19 protein-coding genes and 1 pseudogene are annotated in these 20,651 nt (G+C 57.9%); 8 read left to right on the forward strand and 12 right to left on the reverse strand.

The features are described 5' to 3' along the window. Positions 1 to 303 precede the first annotated feature (303 nt). The 5 genes from J2D73_RS05045 to J2D73_RS05065 form a co-directional block, all read right to left on the reverse strand. A complete protein-coding gene (locus J2D73_RS05045; RefSeq protein WP_341535022.1) occupies positions 304 to 1,602 on the reverse strand; it encodes an allantoate amidohydrolase in 1,299 nt (432 codons plus the stop codon). Positions 1,603 to 1,768: 166 nt separating this feature from the next. Beyond that, positions 1,769 to 2,485, reverse strand: coding sequence for an MgtC/SapB family protein (locus J2D73_RS05050; RefSeq protein WP_026398676.1), 717 nt, complete (start codon positions 2,483 to 2,485; stop codon positions 1,769 to 1,771). A gap of 147 nt (positions 2,486 to 2,632) precedes the next feature. Then, the gene (locus J2D73_RS05055; protein WP_341535023.1) at positions 2,633 to 3,073 is read right to left on the reverse strand and encodes a hypothetical protein; all 441 of its coding nucleotides are present in this window, start codon (positions 3,071 to 3,073) and stop codon (positions 2,633 to 2,635) included. Between the two features lie 151 nt (positions 3,074 to 3,224). After that, positions 3,225 to 3,686 (reverse strand): hypothetical protein, encoded by a 462-nt coding sequence (locus tag J2D73_RS05060; protein ID WP_207879974.1) that lies wholly within the window; start codon positions 3,684 to 3,686, stop codon positions 3,225 to 3,227. Between the two features lie 31 nt (positions 3,687 to 3,717). After that, the gene (locus J2D73_RS05065; protein ID WP_084440641.1) at positions 3,718 to 4,302 is read right to left on the reverse strand and encodes a hypothetical protein; all 585 of its coding nucleotides are present in this window, start codon (positions 4,300 to 4,302) and stop codon (positions 3,718 to 3,720) included. Positions 4,303 to 4,503: 201 nt separating this feature from the next. Here J2D73_RS05065 and J2D73_RS05070 point away from each other — a divergent pair, with 201 nt between their 5' ends. From J2D73_RS05070 to J2D73_RS05080, 3 genes and pseudogenes are all read left to right on the forward strand, one after another. Next, positions 4,504 to 5,358 (forward strand): ADP-ribosylglycohydrolase family protein, encoded by an 855-nt coding sequence (locus tag J2D73_RS05070; protein ID WP_207879976.1) that lies wholly within the window; start codon positions 4,504 to 4,506, stop codon positions 5,356 to 5,358. A gap of 299 nt (positions 5,359 to 5,657) precedes the next feature. Continuing rightward, positions 5,658 to 5,843, forward strand: a complete 186-nt coding sequence (locus tag J2D73_RS05075; RefSeq protein WP_207879978.1) for a hypothetical protein — start codon at positions 5,658 to 5,660, stop codon at positions 5,841 to 5,843. 110 nt (positions 5,844 to 5,953) lie between these two features. Further along, positions 5,954 to 6,709 (forward strand): annotated as a pseudogene (locus J2D73_RS05080) (IS5 family transposase). Positions 6,710 to 6,782: 73 nt separating this feature from the next. Here J2D73_RS05080 and J2D73_RS05085 read toward each other — a convergent pair. Continuing rightward, positions 6,783 to 8,921, reverse strand: coding sequence for a hypothetical protein (locus J2D73_RS05085; protein WP_207879980.1), 2,139 nt, complete (start codon positions 8,919 to 8,921; stop codon positions 6,783 to 6,785). Positions 8,922 to 9,237: 316 nt separating this feature from the next. Between J2D73_RS05085 and J2D73_RS05090 the strand changes: the two genes are divergently transcribed. Then, on the forward strand, positions 9,238 to 10,734 hold the full coding sequence (locus J2D73_RS05090; RefSeq protein ID WP_207879982.1) for a glycosyltransferase family 2 protein: 1,497 nt from the start codon (positions 9,238 to 9,240) through the stop codon (positions 10,732 to 10,734). 117 nt (positions 10,735 to 10,851) lie between these two features. Here the strand turns inward: J2D73_RS05090 and J2D73_RS05095 are convergent, their stop codons facing one another. Continuing rightward, the gene (locus J2D73_RS05095; protein ID WP_207879983.1) at positions 10,852 to 11,844 is read right to left on the reverse strand and encodes a nucleoside hydrolase; all 993 of its coding nucleotides are present in this window, start codon (positions 11,842 to 11,844) and stop codon (positions 10,852 to 10,854) included. A 193-nt stretch (positions 11,845 to 12,037) separates the two neighbouring features. Between J2D73_RS05095 and J2D73_RS05100 the strand changes: the two genes are divergently transcribed. Together J2D73_RS05100 and J2D73_RS05105 are read left to right on the forward strand one after the other, a co-directional pair. Next, positions 12,038 to 12,919, forward strand: coding sequence for an AraC family transcriptional regulator (locus J2D73_RS05100; RefSeq protein WP_243429655.1), 882 nt, complete (start codon positions 12,038 to 12,040; stop codon positions 12,917 to 12,919). 255 nt (positions 12,920 to 13,174) lie between these two features. Next, on the forward strand, positions 13,175 to 13,705 hold the full coding sequence (locus tag J2D73_RS05105; RefSeq protein ID WP_207879985.1) for a DUF2501 domain-containing protein: 531 nt from the start codon (positions 13,175 to 13,177) through the stop codon (positions 13,703 to 13,705). A 448-nt stretch (positions 13,706 to 14,153) separates the two neighbouring features. On the opposite strand, the gene J2D73_RS05110 is transcribed toward J2D73_RS05105, so the two are convergent. The 3 genes from J2D73_RS05110 to J2D73_RS20685 all read right to left on the reverse strand — a co-directional run bounded on the left by J2D73_RS05110 (position 14,154) and on the right by J2D73_RS20685 (position 17,178). Beyond that, entirely contained in the window at positions 14,154 to 14,327 is a 174-nt protein-coding gene (locus J2D73_RS05110) for a hypothetical protein (RefSeq protein WP_207879987.1), read from the reverse strand. Positions 14,328 to 14,361: 34 nt separating this feature from the next. Next, positions 14,362 to 16,647 carry a ComEC/Rec2 family competence protein gene (locus J2D73_RS05115; protein ID WP_243429656.1) on the reverse strand — a complete coding sequence of 762 codons (2,286 nt, stop codon included), beginning with the start codon at positions 16,645 to 16,647 and terminating at the stop codon, positions 14,362 to 14,364. Between the two features lie 87 nt (positions 16,648 to 16,734). After that, positions 16,735 to 17,178, reverse strand: a complete 444-nt coding sequence (locus J2D73_RS20685; RefSeq protein ID WP_243429657.1) for a hypothetical protein — start codon at positions 17,176 to 17,178, stop codon at positions 16,735 to 16,737. 167 nt (positions 17,179 to 17,345) lie between these two features. On the opposite strand from J2D73_RS20685, the gene radA reads away from it, so the two are divergent. After that, complete coding sequence (gene radA, locus J2D73_RS05125; protein WP_207879989.1) at positions 17,346 to 18,746, forward strand: DNA repair protein RadA; 1,401 nt, start codon at positions 17,346 to 17,348, stop codon at positions 18,744 to 18,746. 453 nt (positions 18,747 to 19,199) lie between these two features. Here the strand turns inward: radA and J2D73_RS05130 are convergent, their stop codons facing one another. After that, entirely contained in the window at positions 19,200 to 19,538 is a 339-nt protein-coding gene (locus tag J2D73_RS05130; RefSeq protein WP_207879991.1) for a hypothetical protein, read from the reverse strand. A 95-nt stretch (positions 19,539 to 19,633) separates the two neighbouring features. Beyond that, positions 19,634 to 19,864: a YiaA/YiaB family inner membrane protein gene (locus J2D73_RS05135; protein ID WP_207879993.1), complete on the reverse strand. Its 231-nt coding sequence runs from the start codon at positions 19,862 to 19,864 to the stop codon at positions 19,634 to 19,636. A 147-nt stretch (positions 19,865 to 20,011) separates the two neighbouring features. Between J2D73_RS05135 and J2D73_RS05140 the strand changes: the two genes are divergently transcribed. After that, on the forward strand, positions 20,012 to 20,593 hold the full coding sequence (locus tag J2D73_RS05140) for a TetR/AcrR family transcriptional regulator (protein WP_207879995.1): 582 nt from the start codon (positions 20,012 to 20,014) through the stop codon (positions 20,591 to 20,593). Positions 20,594 to 20,651 lie beyond the last annotated feature (58 nt).

Consider the following 20,651-nt stretch of genomic DNA (forward strand, 5'->3'; position numbering starts at 1 on the left):
CTGATCGATGCCATTCCGGCAGGACGCCGGATCGAACAAACAGGACCATTTTGGTCTTGTTATCTATATACGTCGCTATATAGATAATTGACCCATCGCAAGGGGGAGCTTCGTCACGCTGACGTGAAAAATGGCACCGAGTGCCATTTTTTGCGGGAATTCATTCACTTGCAATAAACGCAACCCTGATACGCAAATAACCCGACATAAAATCGTCCAGCGTCGGCCGACGCCATGCAGGCCCATGTGCATGGCTGCCGCAGACGACACGTGCGCAAACCTTCCGGCTGAGAACAGTCTCCGTCACGGCGACCTGAATCGCGGATTTTGCGCCAGTTCGTCAGCAAACCGGATCATCGCCGCAAGCGCCAGTTCCACGTCGTCATCGAGAACAGACTCCGCCGGGTTGTGGCTGATCCCGCCTGCGCAGCGAATGAACAGCATGGAGACCGGCGCAATCGCCGCGATGTTCATCGCGTCGTGCCCCGCCTGACTGACAATCAACGGCGGTTCATACCCAGCGACATCCCGCACAGCGCCTGAAAGCGCCTCGTTCAGCATCTGGTCGCAGACAGCGCCTGCGAGCTGATGGCGCTCCTCCACCGCGTGACCGACGCGCCGCTCGGCGCAAATCGCGGCGGCGGCCGCGAAAATCTCCGACGCGGCCCGATCTCGGGTCTCTCGCAGCGCCGCACGCAGATCGAGGCTGAACGTGACCGCACCGCTCACGATATTCGTCGCAGAGTTCTCGCCCGTCGAGAGCCACCCCACGGTCGCCACCAGATCGACCGGCCCGCGTGCGGCGATCTCTTCGATGGCCAGCACTATGGCCGCCGATGCCGTCAATGCGTCCCGCCGCTTGTGCATCGCCGTGCCAGCGTGGGCCGCCATCCCTTCGACCGTAAAGTAGTAGCGCGCCTGCGCGGCGATGCTGCTGACCACGCCGAGCGGCAATCCCGCCTCTTCGAGAGACGGCGCCTGCTCGATATGCGCTTCCAGATACGCCGCAACCTCGCCCGGCGCGCGGTAAGCGTCCGCGAAGCGATCCGGGTCAACGCCCCAGCCCGAAAGCGCATTGACCAGAGACACGCCGCCACGGTCCGAAACCGCCAGAGCGTCGGGCGGCAGCACGCCCGCAACTGACCTCGAACCGAGCATGTAGGACGGAAAACGCGATCCTTCCTCGTCCCCGAAACCGATCACTTCCAGCGCGAACGGAAGCCTGCGTCCCGCACGGTGGAAGGCGTCGACCAGCTCGACGCCAAGCATGACGCCCAGCATTCCGTCATAGCTACCAGCGTCCTTGACGCTGTCGACATGCGAACCGACCAGCAGTGCGGGCGCCCCCGGCGTCAGCCCTTCATATCGTCCCAGAATATTTCCGGCGGGGTCGAGGGAGACGGTCATTCCCGCCTCCTGCATCCAGCTGGTCGTAATCTCGCATGTCGCCTCATGCCCCGGACCGAGAAACGGCCGGAAGAGATGATCGCGCGTATCACTGAACGGCCAGCGGCTGAGCAGGTCGCACCGCGCGACCGCGCGCGCTCCCCCCGGTTCCATCGCCGCCGCGGCGGCGAGCGCGACCTCTGCGTGCCGCGTCACAGCCCGACACCCGGTTGCGGGAACAGCCACGCCTGAGCAACAGCCAGGCTCGTTCGATCGGGCAGGGAATAGGACATGACTGCGAAGATGACGCGCCGCTTCAGGAAAAGCAATCGAGCGGCCTGCAGCAGGGGCTGTGCGGTTTTCTCCGTCAGCCGCAGCGGGCTCAGTTCTCGCGCGCGGTCAGCCAGGTCGCGTGTGTGACGCCGTTTTCCGTTTCCAGAAATTCGACCACCCGGTCCAGTTCCGCCGTCTCGACGACGCTGCTGCTCAGGACAGCGGAAATTTCTATGCTTCCCTCCCCGCGATCAGACAGCGTCACGTCGGCGACCGGAAAACGCGCCGCCTCCAGCCGGTCGACTAACAGGTCGCGCAGCAATCCGGCGTGAGCCTGATCGGTCAGCAGGCTCACGGAATAAGTGGCCTCGGCGGATCGCCCTACGACCGGCACACGGTCGATCGCCTTGACCAATGGCCTCAGCAACGTGTTTCCCGCGATGATGAACAGGGTAAGCAGCCCGGCCTCGGCCACCAGATCGGCGCCAGCGCAGGCCCCTACGGCGGCGGAGCACCACAGCGTCGCCGCGGTGTTCAGACCGCGTATATTGGCCCCGTCCTTCATGATGACGCCTGCGCCCAGAAAGCCCACCCCGGACACGACATAGGCTATCACGCGCACCGCGCCGTCATTGCCCGTCAGGCGCACGGCGAGATCGACGAACGCGGCTGCGCCGAGCGCGACGAGAGCGTTGGTGCGTAGTCCTGCCGTCCGCTGTCTGTATTGCCGCTCCGCGCCGATCAGCGTTCCAAAAATGAACGCAGACAGATAGCTCGCGCATGTATCGAGAAAAGACCGGGGATCGAACGTGGCGATGAAATGCATCGGGCGCCTCTGCCGCCTTGGCGAACGCCAGAGGGGCGGTGCGCCGTCGCGTAAACGAGGCGAACCGTGACCAGAGGCGACGACGGCGTCAAGCGACAAACATGTGTCGCACGACGCCGCGATGGCCGCCCGCTGAGATGCCCGCCGTTATTCGTTCCGCAAAGCGGACGCCTCCTCCTCCCGCGTGCCGAACGGAGTTTCGCGCAGTTCATCGCGCTCATTCATGCTGCCGCCAGGATCGCCAAGATTATCCTGCAACCGAGCATCCTCGATAGGCTGCCCGTCCGGGCCAAGCGGAACAGCCGGATCGACAGGCTCCTGCCCCGCTTCCGGGTTTATCTCCATTCCAACGAGGTCGCCCGCCGCCTCCAGATAGCCCTCCGGCCCGCAGGTCGGCTTTCCATCAGCTTCCCACAACGCCTTCGCTCGCGCCTTGATCCGCGCCTGCAATGATGGCGACTCTTCCAGAGGATTTTGCATGTCGTTTCTCCCTTGCGACGCCGCCCTTCGGACGAGTACGACCGAACGAACAAGCACGTTCAGAAAGTATAACGCATCGGGAGCCGATCCGTGCGCTCCTTTTCTCATGAACTTCCGCCTGATGAATTGCCGTTCAAAAGCGCTTCTGCGGGGAGCAGGCCAGCCATGGTCCATTTGCCGATTTCGGACTCGGCTCACCAGGTAATGACCCTGCCTGCACGGCCACTGACTACAGAGAACGTTCCAGGCGCCAGTCATGTTACCGAGAGATATTCCGTGCTCTTTCGTTGAGAACGGCCAAAACGAATTTCATCAGACGCTTTGGCGCCACAACATCAACGCCTGAGCGGCCGTCTGCAACTGCAATCACCTCGTGAGGCCACGACGACCACCATCTGTCTTTCTTGCCTCTCCAGACATTATTTTTCATTTCCGAAAAAAATTTTGACCGGCGCAGGGTCATTTCGATAGCGCTGGCGTCCGTGCGCGCAACTGTAATCCGGAGCGGACGCGCTCGGTAGCACTGCACCCAAACCCCAACAAACGCCCCGACCAACTCGGGCAGGACATACTCAAGACCACTGAGCATATATAGGAAAACACAAATAGCGAGCAACAGACCGGCTACGGAAAGTGCTTCTGCAATCCCATAGACGGGAAATATCAGGTCGCGAAGAACTCCGTAGCGAGATGTTATTTTATATTCCCCTGCTTCAAGCAAACTTTTTCTCCACGCCACCCCCCTCTGACTATCACGGCGCAGGAAGCGTCCATCCCATAAGAGCGTGTTCGATCAATGCCCCATTTTTATCCATCCAGGCCGACGCTTCGTGATTGACGCCAGGGCTGACGCCGTAAAATCTGCGCGAATAAATTACGCCCATACCGCCACTTTCGACCAGCTGAAGACGAGCGAAGGCAATTTCAAGCACGCCGGCGTCAGACAACGCTGCTTCTGCGAAGTAAATGGCTGGTTTCTCGGCAGTAGCCTGAACAGCGTCAACTTTCAGGATTTTTCCGTTCTTCTGGTATAGCGCAACCGTGTTGTTGGCTATTTCCGCCATGCGATCCGCTGAATGTGCGTCCGGATACCGGACGATCGTCATCATCTCCAGCCACTTCTGCAGATCCTCCTGCCCTTCGGGCGTGAATTCCTGCTGATTTCCGCTTTGCCACCGGAACAGGTAATCGGATCCCCTGAAGGTAAGATGGTCAGTCACCGTCCCGGCTCCTTCCGCTTCGACGCACACTACTGGAAGCGTGGCGCAGACCAGAAACGATCCGCAACACGTTTTAAGGAACTCCCGTCGGGAGATACGCGGCATCGGCTTGGTCATCGAGTGATCGTCTTTCGAGGTCCTGCCTGCACGATTGCTTCCAGGCAAAGGGTGGCGGTCGCGCTCAGCAAGCCGACAAGCAACATACGTACAATCATGACTGGCGCCTGACTGAGGTCAAGCATTTGTCCGCATGAATGAATTCCGCCCATTCGACATAACGTCCCCAGCATGGCTGAATACATGCATGGAGAGGCTATCATGACTGAAAATATCAAGCCCGGCTCAATCGAAGACCGCGCCATCGGCGCATTCGTGGGCCTCGCCATAGGCGACGCTCTCGGAACGGCGGTCGAGTTCCAGCCCCGCGGGACCTTCGCACCAGTCACCGGGATGCGCGGCGGCGGCGTGTTTGGCCTCAACCCGGGCGAATGGACCGACGACACATCCATGGCGCTCGCACTGGCTGACGCTTTGCTGGAGAACCCTGATCTGACCGATCCGGCCGGCGTCATGAACCGCTGGCTGAGATGGTACATATACGGCGACTACAGCCATAACGGGCGGTGTTTCGATATCGGGATTCAGACATCGGGCGTGCTGAGGGATTGGGAGACAGAAGGCCTCCTGCCCACCCATGACACTGACAGCGCCGGCAACGGCGGAATCATGCGCCTCGCCCCTGCAGTTCTGGCGCATCTGGACGACAGGAGCGCCGCCATCGACACGGCGCGCCGACAGAGCGATATGACGCACCGCAACGCCTCATGCCGGGCGATCGCGGGCAACATGGCGGGCATTTTATTCGACCTGATTCACGGGAGAACGGAGCCGGTCGCGCCGCCAGATATCGCCGCCCGTGCAGAACGCGATGTGCAGTCGACCGGCTATGTCGTGCACACGTTCGAGGCGGCCCTATGGGCCTGCGCGCCCCAAGACGGATTTGCGGAGATCATGTTGCGTGCAGTGAATCTTGGCGACGACGCCGACAGCGTCGGAGCCGTGGCGGGACAGATCGCCGGAGCACGTTACGGCCTTGGCGCCATCCCCGCCGATTGGCTCGCCGACCTCGCATGGCGAGACGATATCATCGACAAGGCGCGATCGCTGATTTGAACGCACCAAGGAGGCGCCGGCATGTCACGAACGCGGACTAACTGACGAAACGCTGGCCGCTTCCGAGAGAGCGAAATCTCTGCATCCCCCGCTCGCACTTTAGGGTCGATCAGCATTCAGGGTTCTCCAAAAGCCTAATCGTTAATTCAACAGGTCTCCGCGTTGAGGTGGACGATGGGGATCAAGCGTTACGAATTGAACAAGGCGCAATGGGAGCACACCAGGATTCTGCTGCCCAGGAAAGCGAGTGACCTAGGGCGGATGGGGCCGGACAACCGTCTGTTCGTCAAAGAATGTTTGTGGGTATTATGATCTGGCGCCATGATGATGAGTGGGAGCGGGTATTCACCGCGCTGACTGAGCAGGCTGGCCGTTCAAGACGCCTGATGCTTGATGCAACCCATCTCAAGGCGCACAGAACGTCAGCGCCGCTGCTGGAAAAGGAACTTTTCTCCGCCATGCCGGACGAAAAAAAGGCGGCCTGAACTCAAAGTTCTGCGGCGTGTCGTCAGATAAGCCATGAGATTAGTGCGTGAGGGTTGTACTTTCTGTCTGGCTGTGATGTGTGTTTCCCGGTTTTGGAGGAGGCAGACGGATGCGGCGCTATGGTTTACGCGATGACCAGTGGGAGCGGCTAAAGGATCTTCTCCCCGGTCGTGAAGGCTATGTCGGCGGCACTGCGCCGGACAACCGCCTGTTCGTGGAGGCGGTGCTGTATCGCTATCGCGCGGGCATTCCATGGCGCGACCTTCCGAGCCGTTTCGGGGACTGGAAAAACGTGCATCGGCGTCTGCGCCTCTGGAGTGAAAAGTGGCGTCATAGAAAGGATCTTTCGTTATCTACCCGCTGATCACGATAACGAATACATGATGATCGACAGCACCATTGTCCGGGCACATCAGCACAGCGCCGGAGCCCTCAAAAAGGGGGTAAGGATCAGGCCATCGGACGATCCCGGGGCGGACTGACGACAAAAATCCATGCCATCTGCGACGCTCTGGGCAATCCCGTGGGGATCGATATCACACCGGGTCACGATGCGGATATCAACCGGGCGGAGCCGATGCTCGAAAACATCGATCCGAACGCCTTCCTGGCCGACAGGGCCTATGACGCGGACAGGTTGATCAATCGGCTGACAGAGCGCGGGATTACCGTAGTCATCCCGCCAAAACGCAGCAGAACAACACAACGGGAAACAGACTTCGTCCTTTACAGGGAGCAGAACCTTGTCGAGCGGTTCTTTAATACACTCAAACAGTTCCGCGCTATCGCAACGCGCTACGACAAGATGAAATCAACTTTCCTCGCAGCCGTCCAGTTCGCTTCAATCATCATCCTACTTAACTGACGACACGCCGTAGAACCTTTCGGGCCTTGAGCCTAATCAAATCTACTGACGGTTCATCATTGGTAATCGCAACTCAGAAGTTGCTGAGCGCTACCCGCTTCCAATGGTTGGCGGCCACACAAACGTAGTGGTAATCCGCGTCATCCGTGAACTGTCCCCTCGTGCACGCAGCCGAAGATGAGGACGGCGTCGTCAGCGTCTCGATATAGCCACGCGCCGTGATGGTGGCGCTTGCTTTGACATCTCCCTGTATTGAGGCTCCTTGCTGCATTTGCACGGAGTTGACGAAGCTCGTTCTTACGTTGTCATAGAGCGTCCCGTTTCCTGGACTCCAGCCCCACCCGAGAATCGGTTGCCCAGAAGCGCTTAGAAAATTGAGCTGCCCGCCCACGCCGAGAAACGCGTTCCCCTTATTATCCACGATCAGCCCGTAATTCGGAGCCTCCGCACTTCCACCAGCTGCGATGCCAATGCCGTGAAAAAAAGGCTTGAACTTATCAGAAACCTTTATGCTCGGATTCCAGATGATCTGGCCACCGAGATTACCGATATTCGGATCCCATGGGAAACGGGTCGTCGGCGTACCGCTATTACCTCCATCCGCATCCGTATACATCAAGCGTACCGATTGCGACCGGGTATTCTGATCCGGATCCGGATTGTCCGACATCATCGTGTCACGGTACTGTACGAACCGCACCGACCCGGCGTAGTTCGCTCCAGGGCGCGGCGCGAAGCCGAGATGCAACAATCCGATGAACGAACCCGGTTGTTGACCAAGATCGCCGTAGGCGAACAAAGACGACATCCAGCCATTCGGGCCGGGCGCGTAGAATGTTGGTGCGTTCGGCGCCATGTTCGTCGCCACGTACCCCATCGGAGCAGCGCCCCCCCCTTGAAGCAGGAAACCAAAACTGTCATTGGCCAGTGGCGCGTCTCCGTTGAGATTGACTGTCAGCCCTTGTAACGTCGCGGCATAGGGCGTTTTATTGTGCGATACAAAATCCCATTCGTTCGCACACTGGTGGACCTGATTGTACAGTTGCCCATTCGGTGCGTTGATATCGCCGTGCGTCTGCGCAGGGTCATCTATCTCGCAAAGCTGGTAGTTCGGGAACGCCTTGGTATAGACACCGAACAAAATCGCCGGGGCGCTGATGTTTGAAAAAATGGTATCAAGCCCGACTGGGCTTCCATCCGCTGTGGCTTGTCCGGGAACGAGCCGGGTCGGGTGGTCGCTGCCAAGGAACTGCTTCTGAAAATAAACTGCCCACCCAGTATCAAGTTGGATACTACTCACAGTTCCGTCCGGATTTGTAGTCCAGCTGCTGATCGTGCCCATCCACGTGTTGGGCGGTTGCATAAACGTGCCTAGGCCCGCAGTGTTGGGCAGCCATGACATGAGCCAATTGTTCTGCCACAACTTCGTCAGCGCGACTGCGCGCTCGTTTGTCACGATGTTCATACCAGGAACGATGAACTTGGCCCAGTATGCGGGCAACGCAGGCGAAAACGACGCGCCCGTTGCGGTGAACGTAACCGTATGCGTGTTGCCGCTCGGATCCTTGATCGCCGAAGAAGCAACGAATTTCGGGGGAGCCGAACCGGTGCGCTCCTCACGTGCCACAGCGTCAAGTTCGCCGTAATTTACGAGCCCCCACCACTGACCCGCTGTGACGCCAGAGCCCTGCCCAGCCGCCATGCCGTTCATATAGACGGCATCGACGACCGCCTGAAGCCCCCCGGCAACTGGCTGGCCAAAATGCCATAAAAATGCGTCGTTATCAGCTCGCTGGCCACCGAGCATGATCACCTTGGACCATGGAATGTTATTACCATCCAGATCGCGCGGCACGTCCCAGTCATTTCCCGCGGCATCTTTTCCTTGAAAGATGCTGAGAACCGGCGCCGACCGCTCGGTTCCCCCGTAATTCGGCATAGCTGTGAACTGACCACTCGAGCCTCCCACCGACAGGCTAGCTGTGGTCGTCCTAAGTGGAACCGTCACGTTACCCGTACCATCAAGGCCAGCGATACCGTTCGGCTGATTGATTACGGAAGAGGCATTCTGGACGAGCGACGCGAATTGGTCGTTCGCATTTTGGTATATGAGGGGCGTTTTAGTGGATGTGTCGCCCGCAGCACACCACGCCACCCCTAACGCGATCGGCACGCTAACCAAGAGGCCTTTGGCAAGATTTGATACCGTCATGCAAATCTCTCCTTTCGGAATAGCAGGCACTTAACGTTCTGGCGTGCAATCATAAAGGCCATGCACAACAAAAATCACTCTAAAGCGAAAGATCGAGCGGGTGAGGATCGCTCCGTCGATATACGTAGCTCCGATCCGCAGGCCGCTTTTCCATACTTCCATTACTATCAGGTAACTGCATTTCAGCCGAGATCGACTCATGGCATCGAACTTGCAGCCGCCAGTTTCCAACACGCCAATGCATCAGCGTTGCTCATTTCATACAACTGCTCTAACCTCACGCTCCACGTGAACGAAGCACAAAGGCTACACGGTCGTGAGTAAGGTTGGATTAGTACTTTTTGTAAAAAATGAAATAAGAGACATATATTTTTGGATTTCATGGCATTTGTCTTGCGGCTTCGACGAACTCATCATCTTTGATGACTACTCCGATGACGGTACCTACGAACTTCTATCAATGATCAGTGAAGAATTCCCAGTTAAGCTATTTCGCGCCGAACCTGGACACGCGTTCAACATTCGACAAAGAAATACTTACGTAAAAGCAATAGAAATTAGCAAAAAAGAATTTGACTGGGTTCTTGTTCTCGATTCAGACGAGTATCTAAATTTAAAAAACCACACAAATGTCAAAGATTTTCTTAATGATTACGATGATTTTTCTGGTATCGCAATAAATTGGTGCTGCTACGGAAGTTCAAATCACCTCGTATACCCAACAAGCCCGAACGTATTTACAAATTATATTTCACATTCCGAAATCGATTTCGAGTATTCATGCGTGCCAAAAAGTTTTTTTAGGCCAAAAAATACGAATGCAAATTATATAAATCCCCATAGATTCGATGTCGACGGAAATTACGTTAATGTTGAAAAAAAGGATGTCGTCTGGAGCGAGGAAAAAGACGCCGAACTACTGTTGCCACCCGTATGGGAGATCGCAACCATCAACCATTACATAACCAGGAGCTGTGAACATTTTTTAGAAAAATACAGGCGCCGCGTTGATATTCGGAATTCGGGAATGGGAATTTCCCTGTTCAATTACCTTGATCAGAACCATATTCGAGAAGAAAAAGATATTGAGGTCTACGCCAAGGCGTATAGATTTATATTCGAAATACAAAATTTGATTCATAGAAAATTGTCGAATCAGCTCCTGAAAAACGATATTTTCAAGTCTCTGATCGGTTTTGCATTTTCTCATGCGCCCATGCTAGAGGACAAATTTTATGATCTGCGCTCTCATCATGGGAGCCATCTCTGCATCGATCGGGCTACACGATTTCTAACCCACGCCGACGTCATAACTAGCGAGCATGAGCGAATAGTATGTTTTGAATCGAAATATTTACCCGGAACACTGTTCATATTTCCCTCTGAAACGTTGAATTATATCGCTGCGAAGTTCGAAGAACGCGTATCTATTATCCAATCTTACGCGATTACTGATATCTGGAACAAAGATTTGTCGCTCGTGAACCAGTTGACGCAACGTGTGATGTGCTGCGTATCCGGAAATTTTTCCGGAAACGTCGAAGTCGACCGAAATTTTGTTTCTAATTGGGAACGGTTCACCTGCGACGAGATCGAACGACCTCAGTCGGACCATGTCGCATTTATTATCCACATCATTGACGATGTTCTTCGGCGACTTCGATCCGGCGAACCTTTGCCGGAACAGATCGATCCGGACATTTTCGCTTTCATCTGGTCGTTACTACCTTTTGAGACGCTTCAGACCTTATTCACCCTCAGCGGGTTCTGCCATGTTTCTTGGATGCGGCCACAACGTCGATTCGCAATTTGAAAAAGATCTTCCTACATTGGCCTGCAGTTTATTGAGACGGCATGGACGATGGATAGAAAGGACAATTCCGGGCGATAGCCGGATCGACGCTGGTTGCAAAGGCAACAATCACGTCAATCACGCGCCCCGGGCCTCAAGAAATTTCGGAGCAACTGTCCCGCCGTTTCCATCATCTTTGAAACGCGCCAGCAACTCTGCGATCACGTCATACAACGCGTCCGCATCTCCTTCGCGCAGGAACTGAACGTTCTTCGGCAGATCGGTCACGCCCCACCAATCGACGACGGTCATGCCCATGGTTAGCTCGCTTGCCGTCTCCACCCGCACATTGACCAGCCGCCCGCGATACAGATCCGGGCGCAGCAACCACAGAACGGTGTTCGGGTCATGCAGCGGGCCGCCGTCCGTGCCGTATTTCGTCGCTTCGAACCGCTTCTCGAAGCGCAGCCACCCCGCAACCACCGACCCCACGCGATTCCCGATCGCCTCGAACCGCGCCAGACGCGCGGCGGAGGTGTGCAGGCTGTGCGTCAGGTCGAGCGGCGCCATCACGAGTTCGACGCCGGAACGCAGGACCATGTCGGCCGCATGCGGATCGACATACACGTTGAACTCGGCGGACGGCGTGATGTTGCCGACCTCGGCGAAGGCGCCCGACATGGTCACGATACGCCGCAGCCGTGTCCTGAGCGCTGGCTCGCGCGCGAGCGCCAGAGCGACGTTCGTCAGCGGACCTATGGCGCAGATGGTCACCTCGCCCGGCTCGTTCTCCATCACCGTACGAATAATGAAATCGACCGCATGGCCGGGCGACGACGCGCGACTGGGTGGCGGCAGGTCCGCGCCTTCGAATCCGGTGCGCCCATGGACATGGGTTGCGTCCACTCTCTCGCGCAGCAGCGCTCGCTCCGCGCCCGCGTGGACGGGCACGTCCGGCCGTCCGGCGAGGTCGAGAGCCTTGATCGCGTTCTCCGTCGCCTGCGCCACGCCGACGTTGCCCGCGACCGTGGTGACGCCCAACAGTTCGATCTCAGGGCTGGCCAGCGCCAGCAGAATCGTCAGCGCGTCGTCCTGACCGGGATCGGTGTCGATGATGATCTTCGTGGCCATGGTCGCCTCCGTTGTGCCGTTGGGCGTTGAGGTGTCGCGAATGACCGGGGGCGTCAAGCGCCAACGAAGTTCATCTCATGGAGGATTTTGCAGCGAGACGTCCGCCGCACCGAAAACCGGGCATGCTTATAGCAATATCTGCCGAGCGGATTGAACACGGCGCTGCTTAACTGCCTTCGCCACGGAGGACCCCATGACCGAAGCCGCTCGCGGACATTACCAGATAAGGATGCAGCGCGTGCTCGACCACATCGACCGTCATCTGGACGACGATCTGAGCCTTGATGCGCTGAGCGCCGTCGCCGCTTTCTCGAAACACCACTTCCACCGCCAGTTCGCGGCGACCTTCGGCCTCTCCATCCATCGTTACGTCCAACTCGCCCGAATGCGGCGGGCTTCACACCATCTGGCGTTTCATACTGCGGCCAGCGTCACAGAAATCGCGCTGGACGCCGGATATCAGGCGCCGGATGCTTTCGCACGCGCTTTCCGACAGCGTTTCGGCCAGTCGCCCACCGATTTTCGGAAAACGCCGGACTGGAAAACGTGGCTTACGGCCTTTGGGCCATTCATCGACGCACGGAGCAGGCATATGGCGAATTACACATTGAACGACGTCGTCATCCGCGATTTTCCCGCCACTCCTGTCGCCGTCATGACCCATCTAGGCGATCCTCAAGGCATTCCCGGCACGATCCGACGGTTCGTCACGTGGCGTCGATCTGTCGGATTGGGAAAGACGGTGAGCGACACTTTCACGATATTCTATTGTGATCCCCGAAGAACGTCACCGACCCAGTTTCGCCTCGGCTTATGCGCAGCAACAACCAGAACGATCCCTCCCAACGATGATCGTGTGACGCAAGACCTAATCCCTAGAGGGCGTTGCGCCGTTTTGCGCGTCATCGGGAGGAGCGACGACCTCGAGCATCCGGCGACTTTTCTTTATCGGAACTGGCTGCCCGGCAGCGGAGAGGAATTGCGCGATTTTCCTTTGTTTTGCCAGCGCGTCACGTTTTATCCCGATGTGCCGGAGAATGAGACTGTGACGGACCTGTTCCTCCCTCTCGTTTGAAGTTTGGCGACGGAATGACGGAGTAAGCTGATCGTCGGTCTCACGCGCCAGCTGCATGGCCTCTTCTGAAGACTGCTCGGGTTACAATGGTGAGCTGGGCGCCTCGCCCGTACGGGGGGCAGTCAGAAATATTGAAACGATTTCGAAAAGAACTCCAGCTGCATCTTGCCGTTTCAGAAGCACGACACCTCGCCGACATCGCGGCCCTGCGCCGCTTTCGTGCATTGGTTCGATCGGATTTTGAAAGGCTTTCTTATGCTGAAGACTCAGTACATCGCCCTTGGCGCGGCCTGCGGACTCGCGTTTTCCGCCATCGGCGCTGCACACGCGCAGAGCGCAGCTGCGCAGCTTCCCGCGGGCACGGTCCTCTCCACCCAGCCTGCCGGCAGCGTGCCCGTGACGGCCCCTGCCGATCCGGCTTCCAATCTGGCGACCAAGGGAACGCAGATCGTGAAGGGGGTCACCGGCAGCGCGACCAGCGCAACGCCGGGGGCTCTGGATGAAAACGGCCTTCCGTCCCTGTCGTCCGCCAGCACTGGCAACGTCACCGGTCTGCTCTCCTATTGCATCAGTAAAAAACTGGTGAACAGCACGACCGCACGCAGCACGGCGCGCAACCTTGCGAAGCGTGACGACGTAAAGAGCGATCAGGGCTATTCGATCGGCGGCCAAGGCCTGCTGCAGAATGGTTCCAGCACGCCGTTCGACATCTCCACGCTCAACAAGTCGAAGCGCGTGGAGCTGTGCAGCGATCTGGTGAAGAAGGGCCAATCGCTCTCTGACTGACGCCTCCCGCCGGGGTAAAAGTCGCGCTTGCTGGCGCCAGACCGCGCAAGAACGTGATGAAGCCGAATTCGGCGCCCCGGCGTTCAGTGTAGAAAAAGGTGACAACAGGGGGCGGTCTCGCAGAATCACCGCTCCCTGTTGTAACGCTATCAGGACATTTTATCAGCCAATGCCGTTCGGGTGAGCGTAACAAAAAAACGATATCGTTCGTTTTGGGGGCGCAAATTGCGTTGAAACTCAAAACGATTTTTCCGAACCAGATGTGGTTATACAGCCTCCGTCATGATGTTTTTGTGAAGCAGGTTGACTGCGATGCGGCGAGCCGGATGCCCCCAGACGTTTTTTCCGAAAACTTTATCCGCGTACAATGACTTGGGAACAGGCTTCATCTCGCTGTGATAGCAAACTGTTCAATCTGAAAAATTGATCCACCCGTCACGATGCAGTTCTACGCAATTCGCGTCGCCACGCCGAAATCCCGCTGACGAGCGCCCCATCCCTGCAGACCGAACCCCATGTCGCTGCTGTAAAAATTCCGCTCGCACTTCTCAAACAACGCAAAGCCGCCATACGCCTTCATCGTCACTACGCTACCAGACGTAATCGCTCGCGAATTTGCCACCCTGCGTTCCCATCCCGCAGCAAGCCCAAACCCGCTATTCCTCCTCCGCCATCGGCAAATTCGGCGTCCCGTGCCCTCCGGGGCGCATCGTCCATAACCGCCGCCCGGTCCACGCAGAATCCGAAAGAACGCGCATATGCGCTCCCTCCAGCCACACGGCCTGCGCCCCCTCCCGCCAAACCGTGAAACGGTCGATGGCGCGCACGCCGGGACAGGATGCGCGCGCAGGGCTGACCGTGACGAACAGATCCATGCCGGCGCACAGCGATGCAGGCAACGTGACGTCGCCATCGCTGCTGTCCTCAACGCGTAGCAGGACCGAGCGCCCGCCCCGTGTGAAAACGCAGACGCCCGACGCGCCGTCCTCGCCGCATGTCGCCGCTCCATCCTGCGTTTGCCCTCCTGCCTGCGGCAGGTCGCCCAGAGGCAGCGCGAAAGCCTGTTTCCAGGCTTCGCGCTCGACCCACGCGTCTCGCGAACGGCCTGCGACATAAAGTCTGCCGCCGTCACGCACGCCAATCACACCGCCATCCGCCGCCACAACGATGTCGGGCGGCGCGACCAGAAAAGGCGACAGACACCCGACCAGCATCGGCGCCAGCCCCAACAGGCGCCAGCGGCGCGACCAAAGACACAGCCAGCACAACCCCAGCAGAAATGTGGCGAGCCCCCAAGCAGGCGTCATCGGCGCCGCGATACGTGCGGCGGGCCACGCTGCGACCATACGAGCGAACCAGAGAATGACCGAGAGTCCTTCTCCCATAAAATGCAACGGCGCCGCCTCCAGATGCAGCGGCATGATTGCGACCGCGATCAATCCAGCAGGCATTACCCACAGCGCTGTCAGCGGCACGGCGATCAGGTTCGCCAAAACGAAAAATGGCTGAATTTCACCGAAATGCGCCACCGACACCGGTAAAGTCGCCAATCCGGCCAGCAAACTGGTCAGGCCGAGCATCACAACGTGGACGAGCAGACGCCGTCCCAATCCACCATCGCCGTGCAACCGCAGAAGCGGTTTACGGAGTGCTTCATATCCCGCGATCAGAGCCATGACCGCCGCAATCGACATCTGAAACGGCGCGTTCAACAGTTCGGCAGGACCGGTAAGCAAAAGCACCGCCGCCGCCGTGGCCAAGCCGCGCATCGATACGGCGCGCCTGCCGGTCAGAAGCGCCAGTACAACCAGCCCCGCCATCACGAGACTGCGCAGCGCAGGCAAATGCATTCCTGTGAGAGCAACGTAAATCGCGCCGCCAAGCAACCCCACTACTGCGGCGATCTCCTTGCATGGCAGACGGAGCGCGGCCCACTCCCACAAAGCCAGACTGGTTCGGACCGCCGCCATGATCAGACCGATAACGATTCCAAGATGAAGCCCCGCCACCGCCAAAAGATGCGCAAGCCCCGACGCAGCGAACGCCTCCCGATCAGCGGCGGGTATGGCGCTGGAAAGACCCACAAGCACCGTCGCCGCGATTGCGCCTCGCGCGTCTGGCAGCACGGCACGTATCCGAGCCGCGATGATCTCTCGCGCGGTTTCCAGGGACGACGCCGCCGAAACGCCCTCAGCAGAGAGAGACAGCCGCCCGATGGCTGCGTCCGTCGTTTTGCGGTCCATCACGCCGCCGCCTGCGGTCACCTTACGCGCTGCGTGGCTCCCTACGGGCAGGTCATCCGAAAACCCTGTGGCCGCCGCGACGCCTTTCTCCACCGGACCTAGGGCTCGCCCTCCCCCCGCAAGACCGGAGAACCAGGCCTCCCTCTGCTGATCGCGCATACCAGGAAGCGCCGGAAACGGCGGGGGACGAAGAAGCGCCCGCACCCTTATCTGATCTCCGGGAGCGAGGACCGCCACGTCGTCGCCCCGCAATCGTACCCGTAACGAGCGCCGCAAGGGGAGCATCCCTTCATCTTGCGGAGTCTCGAACAGAGCACGTCCAAGCGTGACTCGACGTAGAGACGAGTCGGCTGGATCTCCGGAACGCGGGACCAGCGTGTCCACAGCGTCCACTCGCCCGGTCACATAAACCGCCCGGCGAGGCAATTCCGGCATAGGCGGCTGGCGATGCGCACTGGACCATGCCGCGAGAAAACCGATCGAAATCGACAGCGCCGCCGCCCCCGGCAACCGCGCCTCCAGCCGCCTCCAACCCACCGCAAGCAGCACACCGCCCATTGCCGCCGCCACTAGAGCCGCCCAGGGCGCAGGGTCGTCGCGCGCTACAAAATAGAGCGACGTCCCGATGGCCATCCCAACGGGAAGCCAGAGCGGCAACCTGTGTCGTTCCGAGAGGAGAAAAAGAAAAAGGCGGCTCAACGACGCCGCCTCACTTGCCGTAGAGCGGCGCCCTGAGCGCCACACGACACATTTTTTTAGAACAGCACAGCGGCAGACTTCGAGGATTCAGGAGAGTGGCCGCCCCTCCGCCGCTCCGAAAAACACGTAGTGCATGAAGGGATCGTTTTCATACCCAGCGAGGTCCGGGTTGGCGGCGATGTACGCCTTGCCGTTGAAAGCCGCGTTCGGCTGACGCCCTTCCCGAAATCCACTCTCTCTGTAGTGGGACGCTGGGTCGACCCCTGCCTGATTTACGTCGGGATAAGCATCCAGGTACCACTGCGCGTCGAAATACAGGGCCTCACGCACTGCAGGGACGCGAGCGGCGACTTCGACGGCCACCACTTCTTCAACTGCCTTCGCCCTGGCTGGCGAGGATTTCCGTTTCGAAATCGCACTAATCTTCTTCGCAGGCGCTGCAACGACACGAGCTTTCGGCGTCGAGCGCGTGGGAGTTGCTTTGACTGCAGCGGCCTTGCCGGAAGACGTGCTCACTTTAACTCGGATCACGCCTCAATCTCCCTGATAGTTTCCTGAACATCCGCGCCCGAATATCCTAGAGACTGATCGGAAATACAATGCCACAAACCCGCATCGCGCCGTAAAAATTTGCCTCGCGCCAATGATCGACTAACAAAAGGGACAGCCGCCGCTTTTGGCCCAGAGGATGCATCTTTTTGTCCAAACGACCCACCCAACGTTTCGTCTGCCAGTCATGCGGCGCCGTCACTCCGAAGTGGTCAGGCAAGTGCGACGCCTGTGGCGAGTGGAACACCATCGTCGAGGAGGCGGTGGAGCCCACCGCCGCTGCATCCAGAAGACGCGCCACGAAAACCGGGATCAGCCTTGAGGGGCTGACGGGCTCCGCATCGCCGCCTCCAAGACGGGCGACGGGCATCGACGAACTGGACCGGGTTCTGGGCGGCGGTCTCGTCGCCGCGTCCGTCGTGCTCGTCGGAGGCGATCCCGGCATCGGCAAATCGACTCTGCTGTTACAAACGGCGTGCCGCCTCGCGCTCGGCGGACAACGCGTCGTCTACATCTCGGGCGAAGAAGCAATCGACCAGATCCGCATGCGCGCGCAACGGCTGGAGCTTGAGGCGCCCGCCCTGCAACTTGCCGCCTCCATCAACGTGTCGGACATCGTCTCTACACTCGAAAATGAATCGGACGTCGCGCTTGTCGTCATAGATTCGATCCAGACGATGTGGCTGGACACCGTCGACAGCGCGCCCGGTTCGGTCGCTCAGGTCCGCGCCTGTTCGTTCGAACTGATACGCCTCGCCAAAAAGCGCGGCTTCAGCCTTGTGCTCGTCGGCCACGTCACGAAGGACGGCGCGCTGGCGGGACCGCGCGTTATGGAGCACATGGTCGACGCCGTCATGTATTTCGAGGGCGATCGTGGGCATCAGTTTCGCATCCTGCGCGCCGCCAAGAACCGCTTCGGCGCCACGGACGAAATCGGCGTGTTCGCGATGACGGATCGCGGGTTGGTCGAGGTTCCCAACCCCTCCGCCCTGTTTCTCGCCGAGCGACGCGGCAATATTGCGGGTTCCGCAGTTTTCGCCGGACTGGAGGGCACACGACCAGTATTGCTGGAGGTTCAGGCCCTGCTATCGCCAAAGGCTGGCGACAACGCCCCGCGCCGTGCGGTGATCGGCTGGGATACGGGGCGCCTCGCCATGCTGCTCGCGGTGCTTGAGACCCGATGCGGGCTTAAACTGTCGACGATGGACGTTTATCTCAACTTTGCGGGCGGTCTGCGCGTCACGGAACCCGCAGCCGACCTTGCAGTCGCAGCCGCGCTGATATCGGCGGCGACCGGACAACCGACGAGCGCCGGGTCGGTTTATTTCGGCGAGGTCGGCCTGTCGGGTGAAATCCGGCAGGTGCCGCAGGCTGACGCAAGACTGAAGGAAGCCCAGAAACTCGGGTTTGAACTGGCGGTGTTGCCTCGTCGCGTCGCGCGCGCCACGAGCGCGCGCGTCCGGCCGCCTGCAGGTCTTACGTTAAACGAACTGGGGCATTTGTCGGATTTAGTAGCTGAAATGGGGGCGAATGGGGCGGGGGCGGAGTGAGTCACCGACGGACATTTCGAAAATACTGCAACGCGTGCGGATATTCAGTGAATCCACTTTTCATAGCGGAATTGAAAAAAGGTTTTTAAATTAATAAAAGCACGCGCCTGATCAAAATTTCTGCACTACAACTGGCGCATATCCTGAATTTTTCTTTTTGGCATTAAACACGATTACCAAAGCGGCTACGTAAAATCTGCTGCGTACATATTCGTCTGCGCTACGTGACGCCTCACAAGCTGGCGCGGGTATTTTTGTCTTTGTGAAATATTTTTTGCAAACCCCATCCTGCGACATTGACTATCGTGCAATTCATAGATCGTTACCGATAACAAAACGTCGCCTTTTCTATTATCTTTGAATTTTATCAAGTTTTTAAAATTTTTATCGGAAACACATAATTTAATATACAAATTTTGCCATCGCAAGCCGAACGACAAAGAGCCTACTCAACTATGCTTTACGCCATTTTCGTAATACACTTTTGCACCGCTCAAAATAGAAAAACCGAAATTTTATTCCAAGCAATATAGGTGTCGGGATGGCGGAAATCCACAAAACGGTCGTCGGCTGGGAGGCGTTCCAGAGAGAGTTTGCAGAAAGAATTGCATTGCCAACAACAAAAATCGGAAGCGTACATACAATTCGGATTAAATTCCTCTTCTCTCGAGTTGGACCGGCTCCACCAAAATCACAAAGATGAATCGCCGCCACAGCACAGACGATTATCGACACATGGTAAACGAGAAAATCGGCCACCAGCATTGATATATAAATGATATTCCAGCTCACGAGCCTGACCTCCACTTGTGGAAACAAACGCGGGCGATTTCGGGTGCCCGATTAAGACTTAGGGACTCACAATTCCGGTTGGTTTAACCTCTCCCTCAATTCACTCGTTGCGCCGAAGAGTTTTCCTCCGCCTGGTCACGGAGTGTTTTGGAAAGCGAGATCGAAGACTGAACAATAAACAGGCCCGACAAGCCCAGATAAGCGCGAAGCCAGCTTTCCATCGGCATGTAGATCACCGCCGCCCCAAGGGAGAGGATAGAAACGAAAAAGCATATCCAGGTGAACAGGATCCAGCTGGAAGAGTTCGTAGGGTTTCGAATGGCCATTGTGGCTCGTCCTTTTATTAATGAACGATGTTCATAAAACACAGCAGCAACTGCTGCGCAAGAAAAAATGAACGTCGTTCAAAAAAATTGCGCCCCGAAACGTTCTCTGGCAACACAGAAGCGAAGACCATTGAGCGAGCAATAGATATGGGGCGCAAAGGGCGAGACCCTGAGGAACTCAAAACCCTCATCACGAACGCAGCCGAAAGCATCATCGTCGACCATGGCATGGGCGCATGTACGGCGCGAGCAATCACGGTCCGCGCCGGTTGTGCGTTAGGATCACTGGGTTACCTGTTTGGCGGCCTTGACGGTGTTATCCTTGCAGTCAATTCACGCACACTGCAGGATATGGGCGCGAGTGTGTTCGCGCAGGCGCAGGAGATTGCAATCGACGTCAGTCGCGATCGCCTGAAGGCCCTGGCTCTGGCATATTTTCACTATGCACGCGACAATCTGAACCGTTGGGAAGCCCTTTTCGCTCTCCGCTTGAGGCCTAACGAAGAACTGCCGCCGAGTTTTCTCGCGCTGAGGGACGGGCTCATCGAACGTATCGTTACGCTCTTCCCAGCTGACATCGACATTCCAGAAAATGAACGCCCAATACTCGCGCGCACGATGTACGAGGCCGTGCATGGGATCGTCGTTCTCGGGCTGGACCGTCGTCTGGGGGGCGGCCCGGAGGATGTCGAGGCCAGAATTAAACTACTGGTTGGAAGGTTGGCTTAAAGTCACATCCGCTCACATTTACTTATAAACAGGCCCCATTTCATCGGTTCCATCAGGT

The organism is Acetobacter sacchari, assembly GCF_017377715.1.
Taxonomy (GTDB): Bacteria; Pseudomonadota; Alphaproteobacteria; order Acetobacterales; family Acetobacteraceae; genus Acetobacter; species Acetobacter sacchari.

What these genes read in the sequence shown, in the direction of transcription:
- J2D73_RS05135 (WP_207879993.1), bottom strand. Translation starts at nt 19,864, where the DNA reads ATGGCCATTCGAAACCCTACGAACTCTTCCAGCTGGATCCTGTTCACC.
- J2D73_RS05085 (WP_207879980.1), bottom strand. Translation starts at nt 8,921, where the DNA reads ATGACGGTATCAAATCTTGCCAAAGGCCTCTTGGTTAGCGTGCCGATC.
- J2D73_RS05140 (WP_207879995.1), top strand. Translation starts at nt 20,012, where the DNA reads ATGGGGCGCAAAGGGCGAGACCCTGAGGAACTCAAAACCCTCATCACG.
- J2D73_RS05095 (WP_207879983.1), bottom strand. Translation starts at nt 11,844, where the DNA reads ATGGCCACGAAGATCATCATCGACACCGATCCCGGTCAGGACGACGCG.
- J2D73_RS05055 (WP_341535023.1), bottom strand. Translation starts at nt 3,073, where the DNA reads ATGAGAAAAGGAGCGCACGGATCGGCTCCCGATGCGTTATACTTTCTG.
- J2D73_RS05065 (WP_084440641.1), bottom strand. Translation starts at nt 4,302, where the DNA reads ATGACCAAGCCGATGCCGCGTATCTCCCGACGGGAGTTCCTTAAAACG.
- J2D73_RS05105 (WP_207879985.1), top strand. Translation starts at nt 13,175, where the DNA reads ATGCTGAAGACTCAGTACATCGCCCTTGGCGCGGCCTGCGGACTCGCG.
- J2D73_RS05050 (WP_026398676.1), bottom strand. Translation starts at nt 2,485, where the DNA reads ATGCATTTCATCGCCACGTTCGATCCCCGGTCTTTTCTCGATACATGC.
- J2D73_RS05070 (WP_207879976.1), top strand. Translation starts at nt 4,504, where the DNA reads ATGACTGAAAATATCAAGCCCGGCTCAATCGAAGACCGCGCCATCGGC.
- J2D73_RS05100 (WP_243429655.1), top strand. Translation starts at nt 12,038, where the DNA reads ATGACCGAAGCCGCTCGCGGACATTACCAGATAAGGATGCAGCGCGTG.